Genomic DNA, 24,337 nt, shown 5'->3' with positions numbered 1-24,337 from the left:
ATATAGCGGCTTTTTGTTAGCGTCGAATGCGCTTTACGACCTGTTTCCACCAGTACTGCCCTAATATGGTTATACCTTCTGATTCTATTCGGCTAGGGGAATAATATTCATCAGGAAATTGATTTTTATCAGGGTTTGCAGAGACAGCCTTAAAGCCACCCTTACCTTCATCACTCCAATTAAACAAGTATTTAATTTTTGTATCATCCCCAACCTGAAAAGCATAAATTTCCCCGTCGTAAATGGTTCTAGCAGACATATCAATTGATATGGCCTGTCCATCTTTTAATTTAGGAAACATACTCTCGCCGCGGACATGGATTACCTTGGTTGCGGATGGTTGAACATTACATTCTTTAATTAGATCAACAGGGAAAAGCATCTTATTGTTGCTTGGCTTTTCTAAATTTAAGTAGCCATTGCCAGCACTCACAAATACATCATCATAATAATCAATAGCTACGTATCCATCTGGAACGGGATCTCCAGCTTGATAAATACCAACTTCCATCTTAGCTATATCAGCATTGCTCTTTTCTGGAACTCCCACGCCACTCAAAAGCCATTCAGTTGTTGTACCTAAGGTTCTGGCTAATGCAATTAAACTCTCGTGTTTGGGTACATTCTCATCTTTTTCCCAATAAATCACAGAGGTTTTAGAGACACCAAGCGCATCAGCAATTTTTTGTTGAGTAAGATTTCGTTGTCTTCTTAATGCTTTAAGGCGACTACCAAGAGTTTCCATATTAATACAACCAAATGTTTGTAAGTTATCTTACCAATTGACGAGGTAAGTTTTATGTAGTTTAATTAGGTAAGTTAAATTACTTATAGGGTAAGCTAAATGACTAAGTCGGATGCTCTGCGATTACTTAATTGCTCAGTTACTCAATTGGCCGAAAAGCTAGGTATTTCTCACAACGCTGTCAGTCAATGGCCTGCTGAAAAAATTCCCTTAGCACGTGAATACCAAATTCGTGACTTAGCGAAAGGGAAAAAACCTCTTAATCGCAATGTTGCTTAACAAATTATCTCGCGATAGCCCCACCAAAGAAACGTGAAACAAATAAAGGATTTCACAAATGCAAGAAATAACACTAAGCCGTGAAGCGCAAACGGCAATTTTTAAAATGATTAACCAGACGCAGGGGATTTCACCTAAGGAAATTGCTCAGGTCACTGGTGACTCACATAACACGATTTGCAACTACGGCAACGTAGGGATGCCAAACCATTTACCGAGCTTAAAGAAGCTTGAAACCATAATGATGTATACGCAGAACCCTGAAATTTTAAAGGTATGGGCGCATCAGATGGGATACGCATTAGTACCAGTGGATTGTGACTCAAGCAAACATCATGAGCTATCGATCTTTGAAGCAATGATGCAGCACAACATTAAAAGCGGAAAGGCAAATCGAGTTGTGTATGAAGCTTACGAGGATGGGGTAATTACACCAGCGGAATATGAAGAGATCCACCAAATTACCCAGGGGTTGATCGAGTTGATTACCGCAGTGGATCAGGCAGCACTTAAGCAAATGCAGAAGTACACAGCAAATGCTCAAAAAGAAAAAGCCTGATCGCAGAAATCAGGCTTTTCAATTCATTAATTATCGGAACCAATGAATATGAAAACAAATTTAGCACAACAAGCAATTCAAGACAATGCAAATAACGATTTCTTACAAGGGGATACGGTGGTGCTAATCGCTCCAGTGACTCTTGTGAATCGTACTTTTGATACAGGTGATTTACTTTCCGTTGAGTACATAACCCCGTTGGGTGGTATTGGCGTTACAACGAATGGTGTGATCGTTGTTGTTGTAGATCCAACAGAGATCCGTCATGCATCAACCTTGGAGCTGAAATTAAAACGCCGACTATCTCTTGCAGAACAAGCCTTAGTGGAGGTTCCATGATTACTAACAAAGCTCTTCAGAAGAAGCCTGAGCATAAGCAGATGATGCAGCTTCAATCATGGTACGAGCCAGCACTACGCACATTAGATGGATTGCTGGAGATCCGTAGGGCAAATCTTCGCAAGATCAAGGGTGATGAAAAGAATGCTGCCGTCACCCGTGACGAGTTTATGGAAACGCTGATCAATGAACATCATGTTTCAGTTTGGTATGCAGGTGAAATTATTTCAAGCCTACATCGAGCAGGTCATATTTTTATGTTTGGCCGCTTTATTAAAAATATCGAAAAAGGGGGTGCTCAGTGAGATATTCAGCTAAACGTGGGCAGAAAGATGTTCAAGCTCCTGCACCTATCGAGGTGATGATCCCTTTGCTTGATCCAGTGAAGATATACACACCTAAAGAACTTGCCGCAATGCCTTTATCAGTCATGAACAAAGCTATTGAGGCGCAGGAAGCTTATTTCATTCTTGAGCATACAACCCAAATGGGGGGGCAAGCCATAGCGATACGTCGCCAAATGCAAGAAGGTACCCAACTTATCCAGGTGAAAGAAAAGTCACGCACCAGGTACAAGATCAACAATCAATTTGTCGAACCACGAATTATTCGTCAGTTGGAAAAGCGCGGCTTAGTCAAATTGGAGTGTGCTAAATGAGTTTATTCAGCACTGGCCATGATGTCGTGGATCAGGTTGGTAGTGTTCACCTTGAGGGTAACATCTTACCAACCAGTTGGTTTAGTACCTTCGTTTTAGAGAGTGGAAAACCCGATTTAAACGCTATCGTTGTGCTTTCAGAAATCGTTTATTGGCATCGACCTACAGTGGTGCGTGATGAATATTCTGGCCAAGTTGTGCGCGTTAAAAAGAAGTTTAAATCTGATCTTTTGCAGCGTTCTTACCAGAGTTTTTCTGATCAATATGGCTTCTCAAAACAGCAAGTCAAAGAGGCATTTGATCGTCTTGAGAAATGTGGGGTGCTAAAACGTCACTTCCGAACAATTGAAGCTAACAATCAGAAATACAACAATGTTTTGTTTATTGAGCTTATTACCCCTGTGCTTTTTGAAATGACCACCCTCCCTCTTTCAAAAGGGGGAGACTCCCCATTTGAAAAGGCAGACCCTCCCCATTTCAAAAAGGGGACAAATACAGAGACTACTACAGAGATTACTACAGATATAAACACACAACAGGAATTGCCTGAAAATTCAGCTCAGGATGATTCATGGAAACCTGATCAAAATTTCCTAAGCACAATTTTGCTTCAAACGAAATTCAGCCATCGCGTAAATGAAATTTTAACCATGCCTGATTTCCAGTTTCACTTGGGTAGTTTCAATGCGCACTGGGAAAACAAAACCTATCTCACCGAAAACCAAAAAACGAGAAAGTTCGCAGCTTGGTTGGTGCAGGAATTTGAGAAGCAAGTAACCAAGACAGAGCGTGAAGGAAGAAAACCAACACGCAAAAAATCTTCTGAAAAACCAAATAACCGCAACGTGAATGATCCTTGGGGTGAAGTTCAGAACTATGAACCAGCAACAGGTGATGTGGATACAAGGGGGCTCCTATGAGCGCAATCGCACCGCTTAGTTTTGATATTCAGCAATCAACAGAATTTTGCCAGTTGCACCAGGCACAAATGGTTTCTTTCCGTGGTAAATCGTTCTGCAAGCAATGCTCAACAGAAGCGCTTAACAAAGCTCAAGCAGAACATCACAACGCCGTGAATGCGATGGTTCGTGAAAAACACTTTCAAGGCGCAAAACTTCCAACCCGTCATGCGAACAGTGGGTTCAGAGAATACTTGGTAGCGAATAGCGGTCAGCAAAATGCAAAAACTCAATGCGTCACATTTGTGAAAGATTTCACGAAGGGGATCAAGCGCAACTTAATCATGATTGGTCGCACCGGTACTGGGAAAACACACTTAGCTTGCGCCGTGGCTCGAAACATCCTTGAGACCCAAAAGTATGCCCGCTATGTGACCTCTGAAGACATGGCCAATGAAATAGCGAATGCATGGACCAAGGCTGATGATAGTGAAGTAAACGCTGTTCATCGCTTCACTGAATACGATCTATTGATTCTTGATGAATATGGATTGCATGACCGCCATGAAAACCGTCTCCAGCTGGTGCACAAAGTTCTTTACTCACGTTATGACGCTGGCAAGCCAACCATGTTGATTTCAAACATGACAGCACATGAATTGGAACAAGACCTTGGTGATCGTCTCTGGTCTCGTTTTCAGCATGATGGTTTGGATGTGGTTGAGTGCAATTGGGCAGATGAACGTGTTGGGGGTAAAGCATGAAGCGTCTAAGTACTTCAGTGAATCAGATTGCAATATTTGAACGTGTAATTCATGCGCTCAAGGCGATTGAAACTGCCCCAATAGCAACGGTATCTGAGCTTCGCAAAACAGCATTAAGTGATCTCAGTTTAAGAACAGCACAGCGATACCTGAAGGGTTTAGAGCAAGCCGGGTATATCAAACGAAAAGATTCAGGTTTTACAGATGAATCACGATTCTTTTTAACGGATAAGGCAAAGCAGTTGTTTGAGGTGAAGGGATGAGCCGCATTCCATGTGAAGCCGACCTTATGAGTGCTGATGACAACACTTATGGAAATGCATTGGCACGTTGTAAAAGTGCTGCACAGGATTGCCCAGAGCTTGGCTTTTGTCGCTATGACGGTGAGTGCTTCAACAAGCTTACACATGAAGAGGCTGTTGAGCGTTTAGAAGTGCTTGAAAAGGAACTAGCTGAATATAAGACGAAATGCGCAAAACTGAATGCAAGGCATCTTCACTTAATTGCCAGCCTAAAAGCTTCCCTTGGTAGTGCAATAAAAGATGGGTCGGATGAGCGTGTATTTGCATACCGTTCATGCCTAGCAATGCTGGAGCGGGTACTTTGACTAGCAGCTACTCCATTGCTGAATACAAAAAGATGATCGGAGCGAATAAACCCAAAAGAGGATCTAAGCGCCCAAAAATAAAAGGTGAAAAAGTACAGAGTGAGGGTGAGGTGATATTGGCGAATGCTCTGAGAGCTTTAAAAATTGAGTTTGAACAGGAGTTTAAGTTTCACCCCTCACGTAAATGGAGAGCTGATTTTCATTTGAAGGACAAAAAGATATTGGTCGAAGTGGAAGGTGGGATCTGGAGTAATGGTAGGCATACAAGGGGTAAGGGGTATTTAGGGGACTTAGAGAAATATAACGCAGCAACAATGATGGGTTATCAGGTAATACGGTTTAGCACCGAGCAAGTGAAAAGCGGCAAAGCGATTGAGCAAATTTTAAAATTAATAGGGTGATGAAATGGCAATGGTTAAGGTTTGGAACAAAGAGATAAAAGGCAAGCTTTATGCAGTTGGTGATATTCATGGCTGCTACAACTTGCTTATGAGTCGTCTAGAAGAAATAAACTTTGATTTTGAAAATGACTTGCTTGTTGCTGTTGGGGATTTGGTGGATCGAGGTAACCAGAATGTTGAATGCGTAAGTCTAATTGATGAGCCTTGGTTTACATCCGTAAAGGGTAATCATGAAGATTTGGTCATTATGGGTGATGTTAATCGTTCCTATTTTAATTGCCATATTCAAAATGGCGGTGAGTGGTTTTATGACTTGGATTATCAGGTTCAGCGCGAAATCATTAAAAAATTAAAAACTCTACCGATTGCTTTGGAGATTAATCACAAAGCTAGAAAATTTGGCTTTGTTCATGGCCATATCGAACAGAACAATTGGGATGAGTTTAAAAGCATTCTAAATAATTTTGATCAAGCTCAGCACATTATCAAAAAGGAACGCTTCCCTACTGAATTAGCAATGTGGGGTCGTGATCGACTGGATGAAGAAAACCAACAATACACCCATGTTTCAGGAGTTGATGCGGTAATCATGGGGCATACGGTTACTCAGAAGCCATGCAAGCGCGATAACTGCTACTGGATTGATACTGGTGCGGTTCACTGGGGAGCCATGACAATTTTAGATTTGAGTTTGATTTGAGGGGATTTGGGATGAATGCAGTTATGGCAGATAAATTTGAACAATTTGAATGGTTGACTCATGGCATTACTGCAAAGTCGCCAAACTTTGAGCCACAAGCTCATGGCACTGGGGAGAAGCCTTTGAATTATGAAGACCGCTTGGGTGCGATTGCTACAATGGATACGCAACTGGCGAAGTCGGTTACTTCATTAATTGTCTTTGATGGTAAGTGTGAAAGTGATTATGAATATGTGCGTATGCACCTGGTAAATATCATGCTTCAAAATGCCGTGGCTGATAAGAAACGGGAGCCTGAGCAAATTACTATGAATCACTTGGCTTACTTAATTGCACGCATGGTTATAGATTTCTCTTTAGATCCCCAGCTTGAGGCTAATTTTACCCCACAAGGTCGATTGTATTATGCAGGTATAAGTTCAATTCAGATGCTAGCTGAGAATTACCGAAAAACATGGAAATCATATGAGAGCTTAATGTCATTGGCTATGGAGTCGGCAATTGATGAGGCGTCAAAGGCGGTTGAAAAGTATAAGAAAAATACTTACAAGGAATTAAAGGCCTAGGGGTTCCATTATTTCGGAATCTAGGCTATAGTTTCACTATACTGGTCGTATTACGGTTTATCCGAGACCAAACAAGTTTATATACCCGGCTCCTCTAGGCTGGGTATTTTTTTAATTACAAATTCTTACATGACAATTCACATAAAGCTGACTAGAATGCTCGGTATTAGCTTCTCCATGAATAGTTAATATCAGTTTATACCTGCACCTTCCCCAAGTTGCAGGTTTTTTTTGCTTCATTTTTTGTGAGATTAATGATTTAATTATTTTGTTGTGAATAAAAACAACGATTCCTTGAATCAGCGCACATGACCAAGGGGAAAAGCCTTACAGTGATGTAGGGCTTTTTTTATGGCGGCTTAACTTTAATCGTAGTGGTTTAAATTTTAATGCCGCCATCCAGATATTTAATTACATCAAAGCTCGGTCAAATGATTGGGCTTTTTTGTTGCCGAAATTTGGCAACCATATCCTGTGAGTGTGCCGACTTACAGAACATGCCTTGTGTAAACGCCTAGATGTTTTAGGCAATTTTAGCTAGGGCTTGGCAACCCGACCTTAAAGAGAATGAAAGCAAGTGAAGTTGACCGTGCATGTAAGGTTGATGTGATTGTGAGTAGCGGTAGTTCAGTTGCCGAGCTGATTAATATCGAACTATAGGCAGGGGTGTGGCAGATCACCACATCCTTATTTAGTTACATAGTGAACAATAATTCATCAAAATGAGATTGGATAGATACAATTTCGGGTGATATTTTTAATTAAATATTCTACATGGATGGAATTAAAGATGAAGCTACTAACTTTATTAGGTATTGGTGTTATGGCAAGTTGCTGCTATAGATCAAAGCGCATTGCTAGCAAACACGCTTCACACTCAAACTTCGATAAAATTGTTCAAAAAGCTGCTCTGCATGGCTTCTAAACAATTTAGTTAGTGTTGGGTTTTGTAATAAATATATGATTGTAGGAGAACGAAATGCTTCAATTGTTAATTTGTTTATTTGGCCTTCATGGTGCAACTGAGATTGACGGTGAAGTCAAAGAATGCCGTGATTGTTTGAAAGAAATATAAGGCCTTTCGCTACGTTTCCTTAGTCATTTGCCGAACGGATTACGGCACATAAAACCCCGCTCAATATGCATTATTGGCGGGGTTTTTCTTTTCTTATTTGGGGTTCTTATGACAGATAAAGTACAAGCAAAAAAAGACTTAGAATTTTGCAGTGCTGAGCTGTCTAAGTATCAGAACCTAAGCCGTTCTGGTTTGACTCGGGATGAGATGCTGGCAATAGATGGCATCATGATTAAGTTGAAACAGCGGGTTAAGAATCTAAGAACAACCCTATGCGATAATTAACTAAAATTAACTAATACATCGTCTTTGTATAATTTCTTACATATCTATCACTGTAAATTGTGAGAAATGTATTCTTTTAGTATTGATAATTTTTTTAATTGTGAGAGTATAAAAAAAGAACAATAAAGGGAGAAAAGTATGGCTTCACAAGATGTGCTTATAATCTCGGTTTCGGCCTTTGTCCTTGCATTAACGATTTATGAGTTTGGGCAGATGTCGATGTTGTTTTAAACTAAACCACCTTCGGGTGGTTTTTTAATGGGCGCAAAATATGAACGCAGACGACTATTTCTGGAAAACAAAAAAGCGCCCACCTAAAACCAAACCACGCTCTAAACCTCTTCCTAAAGCAAAAGAAAAATACCTAGAAGCTGAAGAGACTTTATTTCAGGAGTTAGAAGAACACCTGATTGGCTATGAGCGTAAATTTCAATTTGAATCCACTAAAAACTGGCGATTCGATTTTTATATTGTGAAGCTGAGACTTCTTATTGAAATAGCAGGTAGTCCTTGGGCTGTCGGGCGTGGTGGAAGAAAGATAGCAAACGCATTTAATAAGTATGATCTGGCTGAAGATATGGGTTACAAGATTCAGCGTTTTGAGCCACATGCAATTGAGTCGGGTGGTGTGATTCGGTGGATCAAGTCGCAGTTAGAGAGATTAGAAGATGGAACAGATCAGACCATTCCCACCGACGGATCTTATTGATCAGGCTGAGGAAGAAGAAGCAATTCGCCTTGCGCCCGCCGTGGAATTAAAAGAATGGGTGATTAAAAACTATTTGACCATTGGTGGCCACCTCCACAATCCAGATCATGACCATATCTCTGAGCTACTACACGACGATGAAACCTTCTTAGCTTTTGCTTGGGCATCATCTGCATGCCAGTCAAAGAAACGCATGGTACTCGGTCAATGTGAAAAAGTGATGTTTAACCAAGGTGGATGGAAGAAAGCCCGGCAGGAACAGCAGATGCGAGACTGGTTTGGTTGTGTGCCTGTTTATCTAATTACCATCGATGCCTCATTCTGTGAGCAAGCTTCAGATCATGACTTCTGTGCCTTGATCGAGCATGAGCTTTACCACATTGGCGTAGAACGTGATCAAGACGACGAAATCATGTACAGCGACAATACTGGCTTACCAAAGCATTACTTAGCGGGTCATGACGTTGAAGAGTTCTATGGCGTGGTCAAACGTTGGGGTGCAAACGAGAGTGTCAAGCGCTTAGTCGAAATCTCAAAGAATGCGCCGTTTGTATCTGATTTTAATGTGTCTGCGTGTTGTGGGAACTGTGTGATCAATTGAGCCTTTGGGCTCTTTTTTTTGCCTATTTACCCTTACGTAGTCTTACAAAGGGGTGTTTATGGCAACACTAAGAGAGCCTGTAAAAATCTTTATAGTTCAGTCTCTTGCTTGCTTTGAAACACCTCAACAAGTAGTGGATGCTGTAAGGGAAGAATTTGGCATTGAAATTGAGCGTCAGCAGGTTGCTTCATACGATCCAACAAAAGCAACCTGCAGGGGAATGAGTCAGAAATTAAAGGACTTGTTTTACAGGACACGGGAAGATTTCAAGAAGAACATCGAAGACATTCCGATTGCTAACAAAGCCTTTCACTTTAAAGAACTCCAAAAGATGTATGACGATTGGGGAAAGAACAAGGTCATGCGTCAGAACGTGCTTAAACAGGCGCAAGGATTGCTTCAATCAGGTAAAAGTGCTGGTCCAAGTGGCCTATCTGAAAAAGAACAGATTGAAATTGATATTAAGCGTTTAGAGCTTGAGAAACTTCAGAAAGAAGTAAGACCTCCTGCAACTCGACCTCCTGAGGAAGATTACAAAATCAGCCTGAAACCTGATGAGGAAATTCCAAATGAGCCAATTCTTTGAGCCACCAGAAGGTGCGGTACAACTTACACCAAAGCAGGCCAATATCTATTTATGGGGCTGGCAGAAAGAAGCGCGTTTTCGTGATGCTGTATGTGGTCGACGTTTTGGCAAGACATTCTTGGCTAAGGCTGAGATGCGTCGAGCTGCAAGATTGGCTGCAAAATGGAATGTATCGGTTGAAGATGAAATCTGGTATGCAGCGCCTACATTTAAGCAGGCCAAGCGTGTTTTCTGGAAACGATTAAAACAAGCAATTCCACCTTCATGGCGTGCAGGCAAACCCAACGAAACTGAATGCACGATCACTCTAAAAAGTGGTCATGTCATGCGTGTGGTTGGTCTGGATAACTATGATGACCTTCGTGGATCTGGCTTATTTTTCCTGATCATTGATGAATGGGCGGACTGTAAGTGGGCTGCATGGGAAGAAGTCCTACGCCCAATGTTGTCAACATGCAAATACATCGTGAATGGTGAGCAGCGTGTTGGTGGTCATGTTTTAAGGATTGGTACACCGAAAGGCTTCAACCATTGCTATGACACTTTCATGGATGGTCAGCCGGGTCATGAGCCAGATTGCCGAAGCTTTTCATATACATCACTGCAAGGCGGTAATATTCCTGAATCGGAAATCATTGTTGCCAAGCGCAAGATGGACCCGAAAACATTCAGTCAGGAATATGAAGCTAGTTTTGAGAGTTATCAGGGCGTTATTTATTACTGCTTTAACCGGGTACTCAATAGCTCAAGTGAAATGGTTCAGGATGGTGACACGCTTCATATCGGTATGGACTTTAACGTTACCAAAATGGCCGCTGTGGTTTATGTGCGTCGTGGTGACACCATGCATGCAGTAGATGAGTTTGTGAATCTATTTGATACGCCTGCAATGATTGAAGCGATTAGAGAGCGGTACCCAAAACACTCTATTGGTGTGTACCCAGATGCTTCAGGTGATAACCGCAAATCAAACAATGCGAGTGAAACCGATATTGCGATGCTGAAAAAGGCAGGCTTTAAGGTGTATGTGAACGCATCCAACCCGGCTGTGAAGGACCGCATCAACTCTATGAACTCATTGCTCTGTAATACGTTGGGTGAAAGACGCTTGTTTGTGAATACATCCAAGTGTCCACACTTTGCAAAATGCCAGGAGCGTCAGATTTATGACGAGAATGGACAACCAGATAAAAAAGCAGGCTTTGACCACATGAATGATGCTGGCACATATCCAGTTGCTTATCTATTTCCTGTTAATAAAAAGGCTATTGGGGTTCGAAGAATCCGTGGTATGGCTTAAACATTTTGCACCTTTCGGGGTGCTTTTTTATTGGTGTATTTATGGCAGTTACAGATCAACATCCGCAGTATATTGCTGCAAAGAAAAGCTGGCAGGTAATGCAGGATGCTGTAGCCGGTGAAGAAGCTATTAAGTTGGCAACGACCCAATATCTATCAAAATCAGCAGGGATGGTTGAAGCTGAAAAGCAGGGCGATCTAACCGGTGAAATCTATAAGGGCTATGTCTCTCGGGCGCAATATCCTTTATGGGTGCAAGATTCACTACGGACAATGATTGGGCTGGTATCTAAACTGAATCCTGAAATCAATTTGCCTAGTAATCTAATGGCTGGACTAAGCGAAAACGCCACCAATGATGGATTTGGCTTAAAACAGCTATTTATCCGGGTTGTTCTAGAGCTACTCGAATATGGTCGTTGTGGTCTTTTAGTTGATGTGGATGGTGATGGAAAGCCGTATTTTGCACTTTATAACGCTCTATCCATTATTAACTGGAAGGAAAACAATGTTGGTGGGCGTCGGGATTTAAATCTGGTGGTGCTCGAGGAACAATTCGAGAATAGTGAAGATGAATTTAGTCACAGTACTAAGACTGTTCACCGGGTTTTAGGTTTAAAAGATGGCTCTTTGAATGTCCGATTATTTGACGGTAGCATTGAGCAGGATAAAACTCCGACACTCGGCAGCAATAGTCTGAATTTCACCCCATTCGTATTTTGTGGCACGACAGACAATGCGCCAAGTGTGGGGACTGTACCGCTACTGACTATGGCTAAGGCCGCATTGAAGTATTACCAGTTATCGGCAGATTACTTCCAGTCTTTGCATCATACAGCTCATCCACAACCATGGATTAGTGGCCTGGATGATGACGATGATGTTTCTGTAACTGGTGTAATGGCGGCTTGGCTTCTTCCTAAAGAAGCGAAATGCGGATACTTAGAGATTCAAGGTGTTGGTATTGATAAAACCAAATCCGAAATGGATGCACAGAAAAATGCAGCTTTAGAAGCAGGTGCCAAAGTTATCGATACTAATACGCAAGAGTCAGGTGAAGCGCGTCGAGCTAGACAGGATGATCAGCATGCAAGCTTACATAGCATTGTCATGTGTGCAGCTGAAGCAATCGAGCAGGCAATAAAGTATGCGGCTCAGTGGTTAAAGCTGGACCCGTCAAAATATACATTCAGTGTTAAGCCAGAATTCAGCTCTACGGCATATGACATCGAATTGGCCAAACAGCTGTATGAAGGTGCGATTGCCGGTAAAAACTCATTCCAGACTTATTGGGAATACATTGCGACGGGTAATCTGCCAGAGCATGAGTATAAGGATGAGATGGAGCGTGTCGAGCAAGAGAATGCAGGTACTTTTACCAACATTCCTAAAGTAGATAATGTATAATTATTAGGCGGATAGGGTCGCTCCCGAAAGGCATTTAACCTGAATGCTTTCCGCCTTCGATTTCAGGTATTGCAGAGGTGTAATATGCTAGAAGAAATATATAAAAGAGTTGGTGAATATAAAGATAAGTACCGGTCGGATCCAAAGATTCTTTGCGCAGATCAAGAAACTCTTGAAAAGATAATAAAAGAGATCCCCCGACTGAAAAACTCAATCGACTTAACGGAAGTTTATCCAGATATTTTTAACATGAAAGTTATTGTCACGATTGATGATGGTTATGGGTATCAACTTTTTGATAAATCAGACCTGGACAAAGCAATTCAAAAATATGACAGCCTCCTTTACCCGGAAAAATTGGTAAGAATTCGTAAATTTATTTTTACGGCTAATCAAAAGGTAAATACAAACCCAAGTGCAAAGTGTCTGGGGGAGACGAAAAGTGAATGGCTGGACATTCCTCAGGGTGTGATTGGAGCCTACAAAAGGCTTCTGAAAAGTTAAAAACAAGCCTCTTTAAGGGGCTTTTTTAATGGGCGTAAATCATGAACGACCAAATAGCACAACAAGCAATACTTAATGCTTTAAGTCAACACTCTGCCTACAGCTATCGAGCATCAACCCAAGCTGTAAATGAGGCTTTAAGCCGATTTTACGGGCTGTCTAATAAGATGGTGTCAGAGCTAAGGGAATTGCTTGAAAACCTGTCTGAGGCTGAAAAAATCGCACTGGCGAGTGGTCAATATACAACTGATCAATTGAAAGAAATCCGAAGCTTGTTGAATGACCGATTTAAAGAGATTTCAGTTGAGGTGCCGGAAACCTTTCACCAGTCAGCGGTCAGCATGGCGGTGTATGAAGCATCTTATGTTAGTCAGTTGATGACAGGTGCAGCAGCTTCGGTCAGTGGTGAGCAGCTTTATAAAAAAGCAAAGTCTACTCCATTGGCAGGTGGTCAACTCATTAATGAAATGTTTGGCTTTGTGTTGGATAAGGCTAGAAAGCAGGTTGAATATGCGATCCGTGATGGAATCAACCAAGGCCAGACCAATCAGGAGATTATTACCCGCATTCGTGGCAAGCGAACCAAGGTAGGTAATCAGTACGCTTATGTTGGTGGCATTTGGGATGCAACCAAGATTGAGATTGAACGCACGGTTCGGACCGCACGAAGTCATGTGGCGAATATTTCATATGACGATACCTGGAAGGCACTTAGATTCACTCATGTGAAATTCGTCAGTACTTTGGATGGTCGCACCTCCAAGCAATGCGCCTCACTGGATGCCAATGTCTACGACATCAATAAGGCCTATCCAAAACCACCACTTCACTATAACTGTCGGTCTGTATTGGTCGGCTGTGATGCTGATGGTGATATTGCTGGAAAACGTCCTTTTGTGATGGATGAACGCAAGGTTAAAGATATTCCAAAAGATGAGCGTCAAGACCTGATTGGTCAGCTAGATGCAAATACATCATTTAAGAAGTTTTTCGACCAGACTGATGAGTTTTTCCAGAAAGAATGGCTCGGCCCAGCACGCTACAAGCTCTACAAAGAAGGTAAGTACAGCATTGATAAGTTTGTCGATCCGCAGGGTGCTATGTATACGCTGGATGAGTTGAAGGTGTTGGATGCTAAGACGTTTAAGGAGTTGGGATTGTGAGTAAAAAGGAACCAAAAGAAATAGGATTGAAGCGCACAGTTTGGCTATTTGAGCGTGAAGTATTGGAAAGGCTTGAAAATACAAATCTGGACGATCATCACAAAGTTCTTGAGTTCAACTTATTTTCTATGAAATATGAAATTAAACCTAAATTTAACAATGGTCGAGCGGATGCAATAGCAATGCGCAACACCGCAAATCATTGGTTCAATATATGGTTTGCTGCTTATGCTGCATGTACAGCAGACCTAAAGCAAGCCAGATAAACCAAATCCAAACCTAGACCCAAACGGGTCTTTTTTTATGCCTGCGCAAAGCTCAGGTATCTCAAATCCGCCAGGCGGTTATTCAAGGAATAAACAATGTCAGACCAAATTGATTTAGAAAACCCAGAAGTTAAAGCAGCCATTCAAAAAGCTGTCGATGAGCAGGTGCAAGGTTTGAAAACCAAAAACACCGAGCTGATTCAAGCCAATAAAGATCTTAAAACTGAACTAGGTGGGATTAAGTCTCAACTAGAAGGCGTGGATCTTACAGCCGTTAAAGAGTTGCTGAATAAAGCTGGTCAGGATGAAGAGTCAAAACTTATTGCCGAGGGCAAGATTGATGAAGTCATTCAGAAGCGTACCGAAAAAATGCGACAGGAACATGAGCGCTTAATTTCAACTGAAAAACAGCGTGCAGATAAAGCTGAAGCTTATGCAAATAAGTTCAAGCAATCCGTAGTCCAAGGTCAAATCGTACAAGCAGCAGTGGAGTTAGGGGCCTTAAATGAGGCTACAGCAGATATTGCCTTCTTGGCTCAATCTCAATTCTCTCTAGATGAAAACGGCAAGGCTGTGGCCATCGATGAAAATGGGGAAGTGATTATTGGGAAAGACGGCACCAATCCTCTGTCACCAAAAGAATGGGTTGAAGGCTTGCGTGAGAAGAAAGCTTATTTCTGGCCTAAAGCGAATGGTTCTGGTGCACCTGGTTCGGGTACTCCAAACAAAAAATGGTCTGACTATACAGAAGCAGAGCGAGCAACTTTAGCTCGTGAAAATCCAAATGCATTTCAGCAATTAGTCAAAACTAAGGAGGCATAACATATGCCAAGCACCACTACACAATTAACGGATATCTTTGTTGGGGATTATTACCAGACACTTGATCCAGTTAATTCCCCTGAAAAAACGGCAGTCTATCAATCTGGCATCGTTGTTAAAAACGAAGCATTAGATGCGATTGCCAATAACGGCCAAGGCTCTTCTACGATTGCATACTGGCAAGATCTAGATGCAGATGAAGCGCCTAACCTGTCCAATGATGATCCAGACGATCTGGGTGAAGTTGGTAAAGCAGCTCAAGGTTCAATGCAAGCCCGTACATTGTATCTAAACAAAGGATATGGTGTAGCGGATTTAACCGCTGAACTGGCTAACTCAGAGCCAATGCAGCACATCCGCAACCGCTTCGGTAAATACTGGGAGCGTCAATGGCAGCGTTACTTACTTGGATCTGCCCGAGGTGTGATTGCTTCCAATATCGCAAATGACGGTGGCGACATGGTCATTGATGCGGGTGCCACCATCTCAGCTGGTGCATTCCAGGATGCGGCATTTACAGCAGGTGATACTGCAGATCAGTTCTCAGCGATGGGTGTTCACTCAGTCGTAATGAACCAAATGGTGAAACAAGATCTTATTGAATACCTGCGAGATTCTGAGGGCCGCATTATCTTAGCCACTTACCTAGGCAAGCCAATCTTTATGGACGATGGTTTGACTTACGGCAATGGTCAGTACCTATCCTTAATCTTTGGTGCTGGTGCATTCGGTTATGGTGAAGGTACACCTAAAGTTCCTGTTGAGCTTGAACGTAAGCCGTCAGGTGGTAACGGTGGTGGTGCTGAAATCCTGTGGGAACGTAAGACCTATCTGCTGCAACCTGCAGGTTTCTCTTGGAAGGGTAATACCAGTCCAAACACCTCTCCGACTATTGCGCAGTATGCTAATGCTGCAAACTGGGAGCGTGTATTTGATCGTAAGCAGGTTCCATTTGCTGCGGTTATCTCCGGCACAGCAACACCTTAATAAACATGGCGACTTCGGTCGCCTTTGTTTTGGAGCATAAAGATGAAAGTAGTTTATACAGAAAACATTCCCAAGCATCCCGATCCTGATGTTTGTTATCGAAGCTCATTCTTGGGTGTAATTGGTGGTGCCACTTCGGTTGAAGTAGATGAAGACTTTCCAGATGCTGATCTAGTCGATCAGGCCTATGCATTTCTCGATAATCAGCCTAAAAGCCAGTCAGTTTCATTGAATGTAGGCATCGCTCCTGAGCTTCAGGCCAGCCTTGATGAAGCGAAAGCGGAATGTGAAAAGGTGGTAGCTGAAAATACCGAATTGACTGAGCAGCTTGATAAAGAGCGGGAAGCGGTTAAAAAGCTGACATCTGAAAATGATGAATTAAAGGCCAAAGTCAAAGAACTGGAAGCTAAGGCCAAAAAGCCTACTGCTGCAGAAGCTAAAGCCGCGAAAGCAGCCGAAGAAGCGGATCAACCGAAGGAATAGACTAATGAGCTTTGTCACTGAAACAGAAGTGCTGGAACACGTGCCTGAATTTGCTGGTCAAAGCGCTAGTGACAAGGCTCGCTTACTCTCCCAAGTGGATGCATATTTACGCTCGCGTAATGTGAAAGGGTATCTTGAGTCTAGTTTGGTGCCAGAGCCACTTAAATTAGCCTCCTACGAGATTATTAGGGGGATTTTGGCGGGTAAGCTTTATCAAGGTAAGGCTGCCACTGTCGTGAGTAAGACGGTGTCGGCTCAATCTGGCACCAGTGTTTCCAAGACCTTTGCAGCTGGTTCAGAAGACTTAAATACCTATGAGCAATACATTCTTGATTTGATCAAGCCATATACCAAGCGATCTTCAGTACAATTTCTTAAAAGGATTTAGCTATGGGCATGAGAGATGAGCTACAGGAAGAACTTGCAGAAGCATTTTCGACTGATCTAGCTGATGCAGTTGACACCTTCACCTGTGAAAAGCCGATTTATTCAGGCGAGTTTGATTTTGAAACTCAAACTTATCCAGTCGTAGGAAGTGAATCATATTCAGGGCGTGGCGTGCGAGGGAATTACCTCCGAGACATGGTTAAGCCTATCGACTACCAAGCTACTGATGCTAAGGCCATTGTCCTTCAAAATGAGCTGACGGGTATTCCTCAAATAGGGGATGTCTGGCAGTTTAGGGATGGTGGCTTTGAAGTGAAAAATATTGGCCAAGATCCAACATCAAGTATCTGGACCTGCCAACTTAGAAAGGTCTAAGTACTACATCGTTGACATGTACTTAGTTTGTGCTACAAAGAATGTTTTACTAGTAAGAGAAATAGAATGTTCATTAAGTGCAAAAGTATTTATAACAATGCTGACTTATATTTCAATAAAGAAAAAATTAGGCTGATTGAAGACCTATCAACAGCAACCAATTTAAATTTAAGAAATCCTTCTTTGAAAATCCACTACAACAAAGAAGACACAACTTCTGTAGAGTTTAAAACTCAAGAAGAGTTGCAAGCCTTTCTAAGAGAAGCACTTGGCTAAGAATGAACCCACCTCGGTGGGTTTTTTAATGGGTGGAATTTATGATCAGCAACAACTATGTGCCCGAATGGCATATCTCACCTTTTGAACATTCAAAATACACTTTAGTCCGCAACCAAGATCAATTCGACCTATTATTTGATGATGTAACTGACACACAAGAATTTATGCATTTAGGTGCGGGTGCTCAGGTTGATTATTACGATGGTGGCAAACACTGCATTGTTCAGTTGGGTGATTGCGGTGAAAGAACATTGATTGAAGTGCATGGGCTTTTATTACATGAAGCGGTGCACATTTGGCAACGAATAAGAAAACTGATGGGTGAGAAAAAGCCTAGCACCGAATTTGAAGCTTACTCAATACAGCGTATAGCTCAGGATCTTTTTGCGATGTTTCAGGAGAGTGAAGCTGATGATTTACATTGATGATTCAAACCTAATTCAACGTGCAGTTGATTCAGATCAGGCGTTTCATGTTGATGTTCGCGCTACTAACATTAAATCGGTGTTTTTAAATGGTGAGCAGATTCGAGGTGCCTTTTATGTGGATTTGGAAAAAGGCTTCTTAATTCGAATCAAGACTGATATTGAATGTCGGCCAGTTATGATTAGTGGTGAATTGGCGCATGAAATTTTATTTGGTGATGTGACTGTTGAATATCGAGAATAGCTATGGGATGGAAAAACAAACCGACTAATTTTGCGCTTGAGATAGAGAAGGTTGGCGATGAGCATTTGCGAAAGGTGAGTGCTGAGATGCTACGAGCTGTAATTATGGGTAGTCCGGTAATGGATGGCTCATTCCGCAATTCAAACCTAATCACAATCGACCATCCAACCTATCAATATATTGAGGGTGAGGGCAATACGGCACCTAAAGGCACTTTAGATCAGAAAGCTTTTGATCGAGGCGCTCAGAACATCCTTAAAGCAAAACTAGGCAACTGTGTGTATTTGACCAATGCTTTGCCTTATGCACTCAGGATTGAAAATGGTCATTCAGATCAAACCCCTCATGGTGTGTATGCGCTTGCATTCCAGTCTGTAGCGAGTAAATACAAATGATGACACTCACTCAAGCTGAAATAGAGATATACAAGCGTATCGGGCAGTTTGCGGATAGAAGCAAATATTTAATCGGCAGCACACTACTACTTATCGGCGACAACAGCAACAATCTAGGCACAGAACTAAATACAACACTAGAAAACATTGTGGTTCGTACTGAGAACCAAATGAATGAAGAAGGGAAGCCATTTAAAGCGCCAGCAAACAAACCTTGGTGTAAAGTTTTTGTACAGTACGCTGATAGTCAGGTGGCATCAATTGGCGACAGCCCATGTATTCGTGATTACGGCATTATTTCAATTCAGTGCTTCACACCAAAGAATAGAGGAACACTTGTCATGACTGCATTGTGTGATCAGTGGCGAGAATTGCTGCAATCATTCGGCGTGTCTCATCTTGAGGTCTATAAAGTTCATGCACCGCAAAGCATGGATGACCAAGACTTTTACGCAAAAATAATTAGAGCTGAGTTCCGAGTGAACTAGCTTAAACATTTAACCAAACCGTCCGAAAGGGCGGTTTTTTTATGCCTGTTTTCAGGCAAACCACTGGCTAGGCTGATCCCCGAAAAGAAGATGGTCGTTTCGACTATTCATTGCATCTTCTTGCCAGTGTTTCTTTTTTAATGAGTAGTCGGAGCAGATCAATGAATGCAATCGTAAAAATTGAAAATCAAACCCCATTTATCGAAGTCGAATTAAATGGAAAAGTTCAGCTCGGCGTGAATGCGCGGGATATGCATTACTGGCTTGAAAGTAAGCAGGACTTTTCAACATGGATAAAACGCCGAATTGCCAAGTATAAATTTCAGGAAAATATTGATTACCTGATCCATCAAGTGGTGGAGCAGGGTGTGAGTGGTGCAAAACATAAGACAGAATATTTGCTAACAGTGGATATGGCCAAAGAGCTATCCATGGTCGAGTGTACTAATCGTGGACGCGAGGTGCGTCTGTATTATATCGAGCAAGAAGAACTAGCTCGCCAACTTAAGGATGGGTTACAGGTACGCATTGGTAAGCTTTCAGCACAACTTGAGCTGATTACTCAATCTCTGTCAGGCGCAGCAAGCTTCTTATCAATCCATGGTAAGCAAACAAAACCAGCCATGCTTAAAGAATTGGATGAACTGATTAAAGAGGCGCAACCATCCTTAGATTTTGATGAGGATAAAGATAATGACAAATAATATTCCTGCTTACATTGTGGTGGAGTGCAGACCAAGCACAGAAGAAGATGGTTATGCTGATATTGTTATTCATAACGACACCTACATTTTTGAAAGTGTAGAGCCGGCAGAAAACCTGCGCGCAGCAATGCTAATAGCTATTAATATTGAGCGAACCAAGCCAAACCACAAGCACATCACGCTGCACACCGAAAGCGTCTCGAAATTATGCAGAGGTATGCAAGGTGAAACCATAGATTCCAATAAACATTAAACCCCGCCAAGTGCGGGGTTAATTATTTCCAAACCAATGCCACCGAAAGGTGGTTTTTTTATGCCTTGAATAGGAGAAAACCATGAGTTCGGGCGCAAAACAATTAGCGCAGATTGCAAAAGAAACTGTCATTGGAACAGTGCCTTCGCCATTTGCGCGTCAAACCTTGGCATTTACTGATATTTCATTAAACCAAAGTGTTGAAAAAACAGAGTCGGCTTCAATTACGGATAGCCGATTGCAGCAATCATCCATGATTACTTCGGCGGAGTATTCAGGCGAATTGAGCGCAGAAGCTCAGTATGGTGCGTATGATGATCTAATGGCAGCAGCAGCTTTTAATGCTTGGGCGACCAATGTTCTGACTTTTGGTGGCACAACTCGCCAGACATTCAGCGTATTGCTTGGTTATACCGACATTGCGAACTATCACACCTTTTCAGGCTTGCATGTAAATACATTTGGTATTGATATTCCTGAGTCTGGGCTGATCAGTCTAACCTTTGGCTTCATGGGTACAAAACGAACCACAGCAGCAGTCGCACCCACTGGAACAATTACGCCAGCATCAGCCAATCCGCGTATGTCTAATATCTCAGTAGGTGATTTACTTGTCGATGGTGCATCGGTTAAAGGTACAGCTTGTATTACCGCATTCTCATTCAATTGGGATAACTCGATGCAAGTGCAAAAATGCTTAGGTGCTGGCCTTGAAGTTGGTGCAATTCTTGAAATGTCAGCGAAAGGCACAGGCAGTTTTACAATGGCTTGGTCTACTAAAGCAGCTGAGCTTTATGAGAAGCAATTCACCAACGGGAATATCTCACTCTCTATTCCAATCACAGATACAGCAGGGAATAAATACGTTTTAAATATTCCTAAAGTTGAGCTTACAGCATCGCTTGCAACTGGTGGTAAAGATGACCTTCTGAATACAACATTTGAATACACGGTTGTGGATCAAGCACCAACACTTACACGCACACCTAAAGTTTAATCAATAGCCGCCTTCGGGCGGTAATAAGTAAAAACCACTTATCGAGAAAAAAAATGCAAATTACCATCTCAAAAGATTCATTAAGCACTGAAAAACATCCATCAGAGTGGGTGCCTCATCCAGATGGTGGCGAGTATCTTATAGCAGGAATTAATCGCCCCTCATTCCAGTACATGCAAGACAGTCATCAGCAAAAAGAGCGCATGGTGCGAGAAAGTGGCACCTTAATTACTGACGAGTTTGTTGAGCAATCTAATCGTGTATTCAGTGGCATTGTTGGCAAGTATTTAGTTTTAGATTGGCGTAATATTCCTGCGCAGATTGAATATTCAGCACAACTGGCTCACGACTTGCTTGCTTATGGGAAAACGGCTGATGATGACGAGTATGGGGTGAAACTAGGCATATGGGTGATTACTCAATCACAGCGAATCCAAATTGAAGCTGATAAAAAAAAGCGTGAAGCACTGGGAAAGTCCGAGAACTCTACGAATACATCCAATTCGCCAGTGAAGAAGAAGCGGGCGAGTACAACCAAAAGCAGCGAGCAATAGCTGAAGCATTAGGTAGACAACCACCCAAAGAGGTGAAAAAACCTGAGTATAGCTATACAGCTAATGCCTTAATTGAAGCCTACAACGTCATTTCACGCTCACGTCGATATGTGCAAGGCACACCACTAGCCTTAAGCATTGCCGACCTTAACGCCTATTGTGAGCAATACGAGTTACCAGTAGAGCGTTATATTTTTAATGCAGTCATCTTTGATCTGGACAATCGGTTTATTGATGAGGTGTATAAGAGAATGCAGAAGAAATCAGTCTAGGTTGGTTTCTTTTGTTGATAAACGGCAGATTGATGATGCATCGCGACAACAATTAACGCGCTGATAGGTATACAAATCTTGACAACAGTTAATCTATAGCGTATTGACCGATTATGCGTAATCGCATAATATTACCGCATAAACCCTTTTATCAAATGATAACAGGGTGTTTTTGTCTAAGGAGTTTCCTTATGAATTTCTCATTTGGGTTTGGAAATAAGAAACAACAAGAAAAACTTAATGAATCCGCAAAAGGGTTAGGCGAAGCAATAGAGTCCTTTCAAAAAGCTATGCAAGATGGCCTAACTCAGTATAATGACACAAGAAAAAAGGCTGAAGGGCAGATTAATAGTGGCGCAAGAATTACAAAGCATCGAATCAATCTTTGATTTCTTTTATTTAGACAATACAAAAATTAAATCATTCTATGCTCAGTTAACTGGCAATGGAGCTTTAGCTTCTTTTAAAAACACCAGCAATATCACAGATATTCGTAAGTTAGAAGCAGGGGCGGGAATACCCACAGTAGCTAATGGTAAGGTAGCCACAGATCATTCAGCGAGTCTTGGTGCTGAACATCAATATGATGCAACACATACAATGCCTCGGGAAATGATAAATCGCCTTGATGAGCTAGGATTCATTCACCGAGAATTGGATGCAGGTCAACTTGGAAGTCTTGTATTGCTAGAAGGGCGATTAAGTGTAGTTGATGTTTCTGTTATTAAAGAATTTATGGAGCCTGCAGCAGATTTCATGATTGGCACCATGCCAAGCATTACTGATTCGCACAAAAAAAAGAAAGCAGAGATGGCGAAAGCTCTTAAGCCAGCACTTAAATTCATCCAAGAAGTGCCCTATGCATTGGAGGGCAAGTTGCTGGTGGAAACGGGTGAGTTCCGTGAAGATGGCGTGCCTTTATGCACCGAGGTCTGGATGACCTTAAGCCGCAATGAAATGTCTAATGCTGGCTTGGATATAAATTTTAAACACGGGGAGTTTATGTCTGGAAAGTGGTATGTATTGGGCGTTTTAGATGCGATACCATTTGATGATTTTACATACTACACTGATCAGAATGAGATTAAGAGTCTTGTTACTCAGACAATGACAATGCTCAAAGAGCAATTTGGTAGACCAAGCGTTGCTTTTGGTATGACGCCTATTGCAATATTTAGAGTGTTAAGACCAGCATTGAAAATAGCTGACCAATAAAACAAAACCACTCCCCGGAGTGGTTTTTTAATGCTTGAAAAAGCAGCAATTTATAGTATAAGTTGAATATAAAATAAGTTGTGAGGTTACCACGCCTGATTGGTTAGATTTTAGATTAACTAAAATAGATTATGCTTTTAGAGAGTTTCCAAAACTGAAGTACTTGTCTTTGTTTTATTCCGCATTGGTAATTTTGTCAGCGATTTTCTATATGCCTATTTTAAAATCGGCACATAGTTTTAATTATTTCGGAAATTATCCGCTTCAAAGTTTTATTTCAGAAAATATAAGTTGGTTATTCTGGGGGAAATTTGTTGTCCCAGTAGTTCTTGCTCTATTGTTTTACTTTGATGTTTCAGGTCGCCATGATGAAATGTATTTAAAGAAATACAGGCAGTTGCCAAAATGGGTTAGGTAAAACGAAAACCTCCTTCGGGAGGTTTCTTTTTGTGCGGTAAATTAGTATCTTGTCTCTAATAATATGGGGGTGGGTATGGAATTACTTAGGTCGCCATTAAATGGTGATGAATTGTTGAAAATAAACGATTACATTGAAGAAAATAAGGATATTTTATTTCTCCTACCTTTAGAGAGCTATCGAGATTTAAGGTCATTCCAGCAGTCAAATATTGATTTTAATACATACCTCGCTAATCTTATGGTTAATGAAAAAACCAGAGCATGGAGCTACCTTTATTCTGAAGCCAAGAAGAAAAGGGGGCAGTATAAGCGCCCCCAAAGCGCAAAAGATATCGAGCCCAAATATACATCAGAAGTCTTAATTGAAAAAAAGAGCAAGTTGCTTCCTATTTTTCTTGCTGTAGCTGTAATAATTATTGCGCTTCTAATCTTATTCAGCTGTATATCAGGTGATGATAGTGTTTCGAACGATGACCTAAAGAGCAACAGGGAGGTCATCGCAATTACCTCAGTGAAAGGCCAATTAAAGGATGCCGATTCTGCAAAATTCAGAAATATGAATGGGATGTGCGGAGAGGTAAATTCTAAAAATTCATTTGGTGCTTATATTGGGTATAAGAGATTT

At 41.6% G+C, this 24,337-nt stretch carries 39 protein-coding genes and 1 pseudogene; 39 read left to right on the top strand and 1 reads right to left on the bottom strand.

Annotated elements, in window-relative coordinates; all coding sequences use genetic code 11:
* Window positions 1-16: 16 nt before the first annotated feature.
* The gene (locus ACY3FQ_RS09050; RefSeq protein WP_125280157.1) at window positions 17-745 is read right to left on the bottom strand and encodes an XRE family transcriptional regulator; all 729 of its coding nucleotides are present in this window, start codon (window positions 743-745) and stop codon (window positions 17-19) included.
* A 99-nt stretch (window positions 746-844) separates the two neighbouring features.
* On the opposite strand from ACY3FQ_RS09050, the gene ACY3FQ_RS09045 reads away from it, so the two are divergent.
* The 39 genes and pseudogenes from ACY3FQ_RS09045 to ACY3FQ_RS08855 all read left to right on the top strand — a co-directional run.
* Complete coding sequence (locus tag ACY3FQ_RS09045) at window positions 845-1,024, top strand: Cro/CI family transcriptional regulator (protein WP_086207688.1); 180 nt, start codon at window positions 845-847, stop codon at window positions 1,022-1,024.
* A 58-nt stretch (window positions 1,025-1,082) separates the two neighbouring features.
* A complete protein-coding gene (locus ACY3FQ_RS09040; RefSeq protein WP_062034641.1) occupies window positions 1,083-1,583 on the top strand; it encodes a phage regulatory CII family protein in 501 nt (166 codons plus the stop codon).
* A gap of 117 nt (window positions 1,584-1,700) precedes the next feature.
* A complete protein-coding gene (locus ACY3FQ_RS09035) occupies window positions 1,701-1,922 on the top strand; it encodes a hypothetical protein (RefSeq protein WP_489773906.1) in 222 nt (73 codons plus the stop codon).
* On the top strand, window positions 1,919-2,227 hold the full coding sequence (locus ACY3FQ_RS09030; RefSeq protein ID WP_489773905.1) for a hypothetical protein: 309 nt from the start codon (window positions 1,919-1,921) through the stop codon (window positions 2,225-2,227). Before ACY3FQ_RS09035 ends, ACY3FQ_RS09030 begins: the two co-directional genes overlap by 4 nt.
* The gene (locus tag ACY3FQ_RS09025; RefSeq protein WP_183175795.1) at window positions 2,224-2,580 is read left to right on the top strand and encodes a hypothetical protein; all 357 of its coding nucleotides are present in this window, start codon (window positions 2,224-2,226) and stop codon (window positions 2,578-2,580) included. The genes ACY3FQ_RS09030 and ACY3FQ_RS09025 overlap by 4 nt, the downstream gene beginning before the upstream one ends.
* Window positions 2,577-3,500 (top strand): hypothetical protein, encoded by a 924-nt coding sequence (locus ACY3FQ_RS09020; protein WP_279043705.1) that lies wholly within the window; start codon window positions 2,577-2,579, stop codon window positions 3,498-3,500. Before ACY3FQ_RS09025 ends, ACY3FQ_RS09020 begins: the two co-directional genes overlap by 4 nt.
* A complete protein-coding gene (locus ACY3FQ_RS09015; protein WP_279043704.1) occupies window positions 3,497-4,243 on the top strand; it encodes an ATP-binding protein in 747 nt (248 codons plus the stop codon). Before ACY3FQ_RS09020 ends, ACY3FQ_RS09015 begins: the two co-directional genes overlap by 4 nt.
* On the top strand, window positions 4,240-4,506 hold the full coding sequence (locus tag ACY3FQ_RS09010; RefSeq protein WP_489773904.1) for a winged helix-turn-helix domain-containing protein: 267 nt from the start codon (window positions 4,240-4,242) through the stop codon (window positions 4,504-4,506). The genes ACY3FQ_RS09015 and ACY3FQ_RS09010 overlap by 4 nt, the downstream gene beginning before the upstream one ends.
* Window positions 4,503-4,850, top strand: coding sequence for a hypothetical protein (locus ACY3FQ_RS09005; RefSeq protein WP_058869375.1), 348 nt, complete (start codon window positions 4,503-4,505; stop codon window positions 4,848-4,850). Before ACY3FQ_RS09010 ends, ACY3FQ_RS09005 begins: the two co-directional genes overlap by 4 nt.
* Window positions 4,820-5,251 carry a DUF559 domain-containing protein gene (locus tag ACY3FQ_RS09000; protein ID WP_489773902.1) on the top strand — a complete coding sequence of 144 codons (432 nt, stop codon included), beginning with the start codon at window positions 4,820-4,822 and terminating at the stop codon, window positions 5,249-5,251. The genes ACY3FQ_RS09005 and ACY3FQ_RS09000 overlap by 31 nt, the downstream gene beginning before the upstream one ends.
* 4 nt (window positions 5,252-5,255) lie before the next feature.
* A complete protein-coding gene (locus ACY3FQ_RS08995; protein ID WP_489773901.1) occupies window positions 5,256-5,951 on the top strand; it encodes a metallophosphoesterase in 696 nt (231 codons plus the stop codon).
* Window positions 5,952-5,962: 11 nt separating this feature from the next.
* Window positions 5,963-6,517 (top strand): hypothetical protein, encoded by a 555-nt coding sequence (locus ACY3FQ_RS08990; protein WP_178905234.1) that lies wholly within the window; start codon window positions 5,963-5,965, stop codon window positions 6,515-6,517.
* A gap of 1,183 nt (window positions 6,518-7,700) precedes the next feature.
* Window positions 7,701-7,877, top strand: a complete 177-nt coding sequence (locus tag ACY3FQ_RS08985; RefSeq protein WP_489773900.1) for a hypothetical protein — start codon at window positions 7,701-7,703, stop codon at window positions 7,875-7,877.
* A 271-nt stretch (window positions 7,878-8,148) separates the two neighbouring features.
* Window positions 8,149-8,586: a PDDEXK family nuclease gene (locus ACY3FQ_RS08980; protein ID WP_489773899.1), complete on the top strand. Its 438-nt coding sequence runs from the start codon at window positions 8,149-8,151 to the stop codon at window positions 8,584-8,586.
* On the top strand, window positions 8,546-9,187 hold the full coding sequence (locus tag ACY3FQ_RS08975) for a putative metallopeptidase (protein ID WP_489773898.1): 642 nt from the start codon (window positions 8,546-8,548) through the stop codon (window positions 9,185-9,187). The genes ACY3FQ_RS08980 and ACY3FQ_RS08975 overlap by 41 nt, the downstream gene beginning before the upstream one ends.
* Window positions 9,188-9,245: 58 nt before the next feature.
* On the top strand, window positions 9,246-9,773 hold the full coding sequence (locus tag ACY3FQ_RS08970) for a DUF2280 domain-containing protein (RefSeq protein WP_489773897.1): 528 nt from the start codon (window positions 9,246-9,248) through the stop codon (window positions 9,771-9,773).
* Window positions 9,757-11,073, top strand: coding sequence for a phage terminase large subunit family protein (locus ACY3FQ_RS08965; RefSeq protein WP_489773895.1), 1,317 nt, complete (start codon window positions 9,757-9,759; stop codon window positions 11,071-11,073). Before ACY3FQ_RS08970 ends, ACY3FQ_RS08965 begins: the two co-directional genes overlap by 17 nt.
* Window positions 11,074-11,114: 41 nt before the next feature.
* Window positions 11,115-12,479, top strand: coding sequence for a DUF4055 domain-containing protein (locus ACY3FQ_RS08960; RefSeq protein ID WP_489774415.1), 1,365 nt, complete (start codon window positions 11,115-11,117; stop codon window positions 12,477-12,479).
* A gap of 84 nt (window positions 12,480-12,563) precedes the next feature.
* Window positions 12,564-12,983, top strand: a complete 420-nt coding sequence (locus ACY3FQ_RS08955) for a hypothetical protein (RefSeq protein ID WP_310076708.1) — start codon at window positions 12,564-12,566, stop codon at window positions 12,981-12,983.
* A gap of 41 nt (window positions 12,984-13,024) precedes the next feature.
* Entirely contained in the window at window positions 13,025-14,146 is a 1,122-nt protein-coding gene (locus ACY3FQ_RS08950; RefSeq protein WP_489773893.1) for a minor capsid protein, read from the top strand.
* Complete coding sequence (locus tag ACY3FQ_RS08945; protein ID WP_489773892.1) at window positions 14,143-14,412, top strand: hypothetical protein; 270 nt, start codon at window positions 14,143-14,145, stop codon at window positions 14,410-14,412. The genes ACY3FQ_RS08950 and ACY3FQ_RS08945 overlap by 4 nt, the downstream gene beginning before the upstream one ends.
* 96 nt (window positions 14,413-14,508) lie before the next feature.
* Window positions 14,509-15,234 (top strand): hypothetical protein, encoded by a 726-nt coding sequence (locus ACY3FQ_RS08940; protein WP_489773891.1) that lies wholly within the window; start codon window positions 14,509-14,511, stop codon window positions 15,232-15,234.
* Window positions 15,235-15,237: 3 nt separating this feature from the next.
* A complete protein-coding gene (locus ACY3FQ_RS08935) occupies window positions 15,238-16,221 on the top strand; it encodes a major capsid protein (protein WP_034701851.1) in 984 nt (327 codons plus the stop codon).
* A gap of 42 nt (window positions 16,222-16,263) precedes the next feature.
* Window positions 16,264-16,704 (top strand): hypothetical protein, encoded by a 441-nt coding sequence (locus ACY3FQ_RS08930; protein WP_489773890.1) that lies wholly within the window; start codon window positions 16,264-16,266, stop codon window positions 16,702-16,704.
* Between the two features lie 4 nt (window positions 16,705-16,708).
* Entirely contained in the window at window positions 16,709-17,092 is a 384-nt protein-coding gene (locus ACY3FQ_RS08925) for a hypothetical protein (RefSeq protein WP_034701853.1), read from the top strand.
* Window positions 17,093-17,100: 8 nt separating this feature from the next.
* Window positions 17,101-17,466, top strand: a complete 366-nt coding sequence (locus ACY3FQ_RS08920; RefSeq protein ID WP_489774414.1) for a glutamate 5-kinase — start codon at window positions 17,101-17,103, stop codon at window positions 17,464-17,466.
* Between the two features lie 66 nt (window positions 17,467-17,532).
* On the top strand, window positions 17,533-17,742 hold the full coding sequence (locus ACY3FQ_RS08915) for a hypothetical protein (RefSeq protein WP_489773889.1): 210 nt from the start codon (window positions 17,533-17,535) through the stop codon (window positions 17,740-17,742).
* Window positions 17,743-17,783: 41 nt separating this feature from the next.
* Window positions 17,784-18,170, top strand: coding sequence for a hypothetical protein (locus tag ACY3FQ_RS08910; protein ID WP_489773888.1), 387 nt, complete (start codon window positions 17,784-17,786; stop codon window positions 18,168-18,170).
* Window positions 18,157-18,414, top strand: coding sequence for a hypothetical protein (locus ACY3FQ_RS08905; RefSeq protein WP_151706607.1), 258 nt, complete (start codon window positions 18,157-18,159; stop codon window positions 18,412-18,414). The genes ACY3FQ_RS08910 and ACY3FQ_RS08905 overlap by 14 nt, the downstream gene beginning before the upstream one ends.
* Before the next feature lie 2 nt (window positions 18,415-18,416).
* Complete coding sequence (locus tag ACY3FQ_RS08900) at window positions 18,417-18,809, top strand: hypothetical protein (RefSeq protein WP_489773887.1); 393 nt, start codon at window positions 18,417-18,419, stop codon at window positions 18,807-18,809.
* Window positions 18,806-19,297, top strand: a complete 492-nt coding sequence (locus ACY3FQ_RS08895) for a hypothetical protein (protein ID WP_489773886.1) — start codon at window positions 18,806-18,808, stop codon at window positions 19,295-19,297. The genes ACY3FQ_RS08900 and ACY3FQ_RS08895 overlap by 4 nt, the downstream gene beginning before the upstream one ends.
* 161 nt (window positions 19,298-19,458) lie before the next feature.
* Window positions 19,459-20,001: an antA/AntB antirepressor family protein gene (locus ACY3FQ_RS08890; protein ID WP_489773885.1), complete on the top strand. Its 543-nt coding sequence runs from the start codon at window positions 19,459-19,461 to the stop codon at window positions 19,999-20,001.
* Window positions 19,991-20,254: a hypothetical protein gene (locus tag ACY3FQ_RS08885; protein WP_489773884.1), complete on the top strand. Its 264-nt coding sequence runs from the start codon at window positions 19,991-19,993 to the stop codon at window positions 20,252-20,254. Before ACY3FQ_RS08890 ends, ACY3FQ_RS08885 begins: the two co-directional genes overlap by 11 nt.
* 82 nt (window positions 20,255-20,336) lie before the next feature.
* Window positions 20,337-21,251 carry a phage tail tube protein gene (locus ACY3FQ_RS08880; RefSeq protein WP_489773883.1) on the top strand — a complete coding sequence of 305 codons (915 nt, stop codon included), beginning with the start codon at window positions 20,337-20,339 and terminating at the stop codon, window positions 21,249-21,251.
* Window positions 21,252-21,304: 53 nt separating this feature from the next.
* On the top strand, window positions 21,305-21,805 hold the full coding sequence (locus ACY3FQ_RS08875; protein ID WP_489773882.1) for a phage-derived protein YdaY family protein: 501 nt from the start codon (window positions 21,305-21,307) through the stop codon (window positions 21,803-21,805).
* Window positions 21,806-22,268: 463 nt separating this feature from the next.
* Window positions 22,269-22,466: a hypothetical protein gene (locus tag ACY3FQ_RS08870; RefSeq protein WP_489773881.1), complete on the top strand. Its 198-nt coding sequence runs from the start codon at window positions 22,269-22,271 to the stop codon at window positions 22,464-22,466.
* A complete protein-coding gene (locus ACY3FQ_RS08865) occupies window positions 22,429-23,292 on the top strand; it encodes a DUF6414 family protein (RefSeq protein WP_489773879.1) in 864 nt (287 codons plus the stop codon). Before ACY3FQ_RS08870 ends, ACY3FQ_RS08865 begins: the two co-directional genes overlap by 38 nt.
* A gap of 211 nt (window positions 23,293-23,503) precedes the next feature.
* Window positions 23,504-23,710 carry a hypothetical protein gene (locus tag ACY3FQ_RS08860; RefSeq protein ID WP_489773878.1) on the top strand — a complete coding sequence of 69 codons (207 nt, stop codon included), beginning with the start codon at window positions 23,504-23,506 and terminating at the stop codon, window positions 23,708-23,710.
* A gap of 444 nt (window positions 23,711-24,154) precedes the next feature.
* Window positions 24,155-24,337: pseudogene (locus tag ACY3FQ_RS08855) on the top strand (hypothetical protein); the annotation flags it as partial.

Source organism: Acinetobacter sp. AB03, from assembly GCF_058107045.1.
This window is presented reverse-complemented; position numbering and strand designations above follow the sequence as displayed.

Coding starts and splice junctions, on each gene's coding strand:
- ACY3FQ_RS08885 (WP_489773884.1), top strand. CDS start 19,991: ATGACAAATAATATTCCTGCTTACATTGTGGTGGAGTGCAGACCAAGC.
- ACY3FQ_RS08920 (WP_489774414.1), top strand. CDS start 17,101: ATGAGAGATGAGCTACAGGAAGAACTTGCAGAAGCATTTTCGACTGAT.
- ACY3FQ_RS08895 (WP_489773886.1), top strand. CDS start 18,806: ATGATGACACTCACTCAAGCTGAAATAGAGATATACAAGCGTATCGGG.
- ACY3FQ_RS08970 (WP_489773897.1), top strand. CDS start 9,246: ATGGCAACACTAAGAGAGCCTGTAAAAATCTTTATAGTTCAGTCTCTT.
- ACY3FQ_RS08975 (WP_489773898.1), top strand. CDS start 8,546: ATGGAACAGATCAGACCATTCCCACCGACGGATCTTATTGATCAGGCT.
- ACY3FQ_RS08940 (WP_489773891.1), top strand. CDS start 14,509: ATGTCAGACCAAATTGATTTAGAAAACCCAGAAGTTAAAGCAGCCATT.
- ACY3FQ_RS08880 (WP_489773883.1), top strand. CDS start 20,337: ATGAGTTCGGGCGCAAAACAATTAGCGCAGATTGCAAAAGAAACTGTC.
- ACY3FQ_RS08900 (WP_489773887.1), top strand. CDS start 18,417: ATGGGATGGAAAAACAAACCGACTAATTTTGCGCTTGAGATAGAGAAG.
- ACY3FQ_RS08960 (WP_489774415.1), top strand. CDS start 11,115: ATGGCAGTTACAGATCAACATCCGCAGTATATTGCTGCAAAGAAAAGC.
- ACY3FQ_RS09050 (WP_125280157.1), bottom strand. CDS start 745: ATGGAAACTCTTGGTAGTCGCCTTAAAGCATTAAGAAGACAACGAAAT.
- ACY3FQ_RS09040 (WP_062034641.1), top strand. CDS start 1,083: ATGCAAGAAATAACACTAAGCCGTGAAGCGCAAACGGCAATTTTTAAA.
- ACY3FQ_RS08995 (WP_489773901.1), top strand. CDS start 5,256: ATGGCAATGGTTAAGGTTTGGAACAAAGAGATAAAAGGCAAGCTTTAT.
- ACY3FQ_RS08965 (WP_489773895.1), top strand. CDS start 9,757: ATGAGCCAATTCTTTGAGCCACCAGAAGGTGCGGTACAACTTACACCA.
- ACY3FQ_RS08935 (WP_034701851.1), top strand. CDS start 15,238: ATGCCAAGCACCACTACACAATTAACGGATATCTTTGTTGGGGATTAT.
- ACY3FQ_RS08910 (WP_489773888.1), top strand. CDS start 17,784: ATGATCAGCAACAACTATGTGCCCGAATGGCATATCTCACCTTTTGAA.
- ACY3FQ_RS08985 (WP_489773900.1), top strand. CDS start 7,701: ATGACAGATAAAGTACAAGCAAAAAAAGACTTAGAATTTTGCAGTGCT.
- ACY3FQ_RS09045 (WP_086207688.1), top strand. CDS start 845: ATGACTAAGTCGGATGCTCTGCGATTACTTAATTGCTCAGTTACTCAA.
- ACY3FQ_RS08925 (WP_034701853.1), top strand. CDS start 16,709: ATGAGCTTTGTCACTGAAACAGAAGTGCTGGAACACGTGCCTGAATTT.
- ACY3FQ_RS09020 (WP_279043705.1), top strand. CDS start 2,577: ATGAGTTTATTCAGCACTGGCCATGATGTCGTGGATCAGGTTGGTAGT.
- ACY3FQ_RS09030 (WP_489773905.1), top strand. CDS start 1,919: ATGATTACTAACAAAGCTCTTCAGAAGAAGCCTGAGCATAAGCAGATG.
- ACY3FQ_RS09010 (WP_489773904.1), top strand. CDS start 4,240: ATGAAGCGTCTAAGTACTTCAGTGAATCAGATTGCAATATTTGAACGT.
- ACY3FQ_RS09000 (WP_489773902.1), top strand. CDS start 4,820: ATGCCTAGCAATGCTGGAGCGGGTACTTTGACTAGCAGCTACTCCATT.
- ACY3FQ_RS08915 (WP_489773889.1), top strand. CDS start 17,533: ATGTTCATTAAGTGCAAAAGTATTTATAACAATGCTGACTTATATTTC.
- ACY3FQ_RS08955 (WP_310076708.1), top strand. CDS start 12,564: ATGCTAGAAGAAATATATAAAAGAGTTGGTGAATATAAAGATAAGTAC.
- ACY3FQ_RS08870 (WP_489773881.1), top strand. CDS start 22,269: ATGAATTTCTCATTTGGGTTTGGAAATAAGAAACAACAAGAAAAACTT.
- ACY3FQ_RS08860 (WP_489773878.1), top strand. CDS start 23,504: ATGCCTATTTTAAAATCGGCACATAGTTTTAATTATTTCGGAAATTAT.
- ACY3FQ_RS08930 (WP_489773890.1), top strand. CDS start 16,264: ATGAAAGTAGTTTATACAGAAAACATTCCCAAGCATCCCGATCCTGAT.
- ACY3FQ_RS08990 (WP_178905234.1), top strand. CDS start 5,963: ATGAATGCAGTTATGGCAGATAAATTTGAACAATTTGAATGGTTGACT.
- ACY3FQ_RS08905 (WP_151706607.1), top strand. CDS start 18,157: ATGATTTACATTGATGATTCAAACCTAATTCAACGTGCAGTTGATTCA.
- ACY3FQ_RS08875 (WP_489773882.1), top strand. CDS start 21,305: ATGCAAATTACCATCTCAAAAGATTCATTAAGCACTGAAAAACATCCA.
- ACY3FQ_RS09015 (WP_279043704.1), top strand. CDS start 3,497: ATGAGCGCAATCGCACCGCTTAGTTTTGATATTCAGCAATCAACAGAA.
- ACY3FQ_RS08890 (WP_489773885.1), top strand. CDS start 19,459: ATGAATGCAATCGTAAAAATTGAAAATCAAACCCCATTTATCGAAGTC.
- ACY3FQ_RS09005 (WP_058869375.1), top strand. CDS start 4,503: ATGAGCCGCATTCCATGTGAAGCCGACCTTATGAGTGCTGATGACAAC.
- ACY3FQ_RS08950 (WP_489773893.1), top strand. CDS start 13,025: ATGAACGACCAAATAGCACAACAAGCAATACTTAATGCTTTAAGTCAA.
- ACY3FQ_RS08980 (WP_489773899.1), top strand. CDS start 8,149: ATGAACGCAGACGACTATTTCTGGAAAACAAAAAAGCGCCCACCTAAA.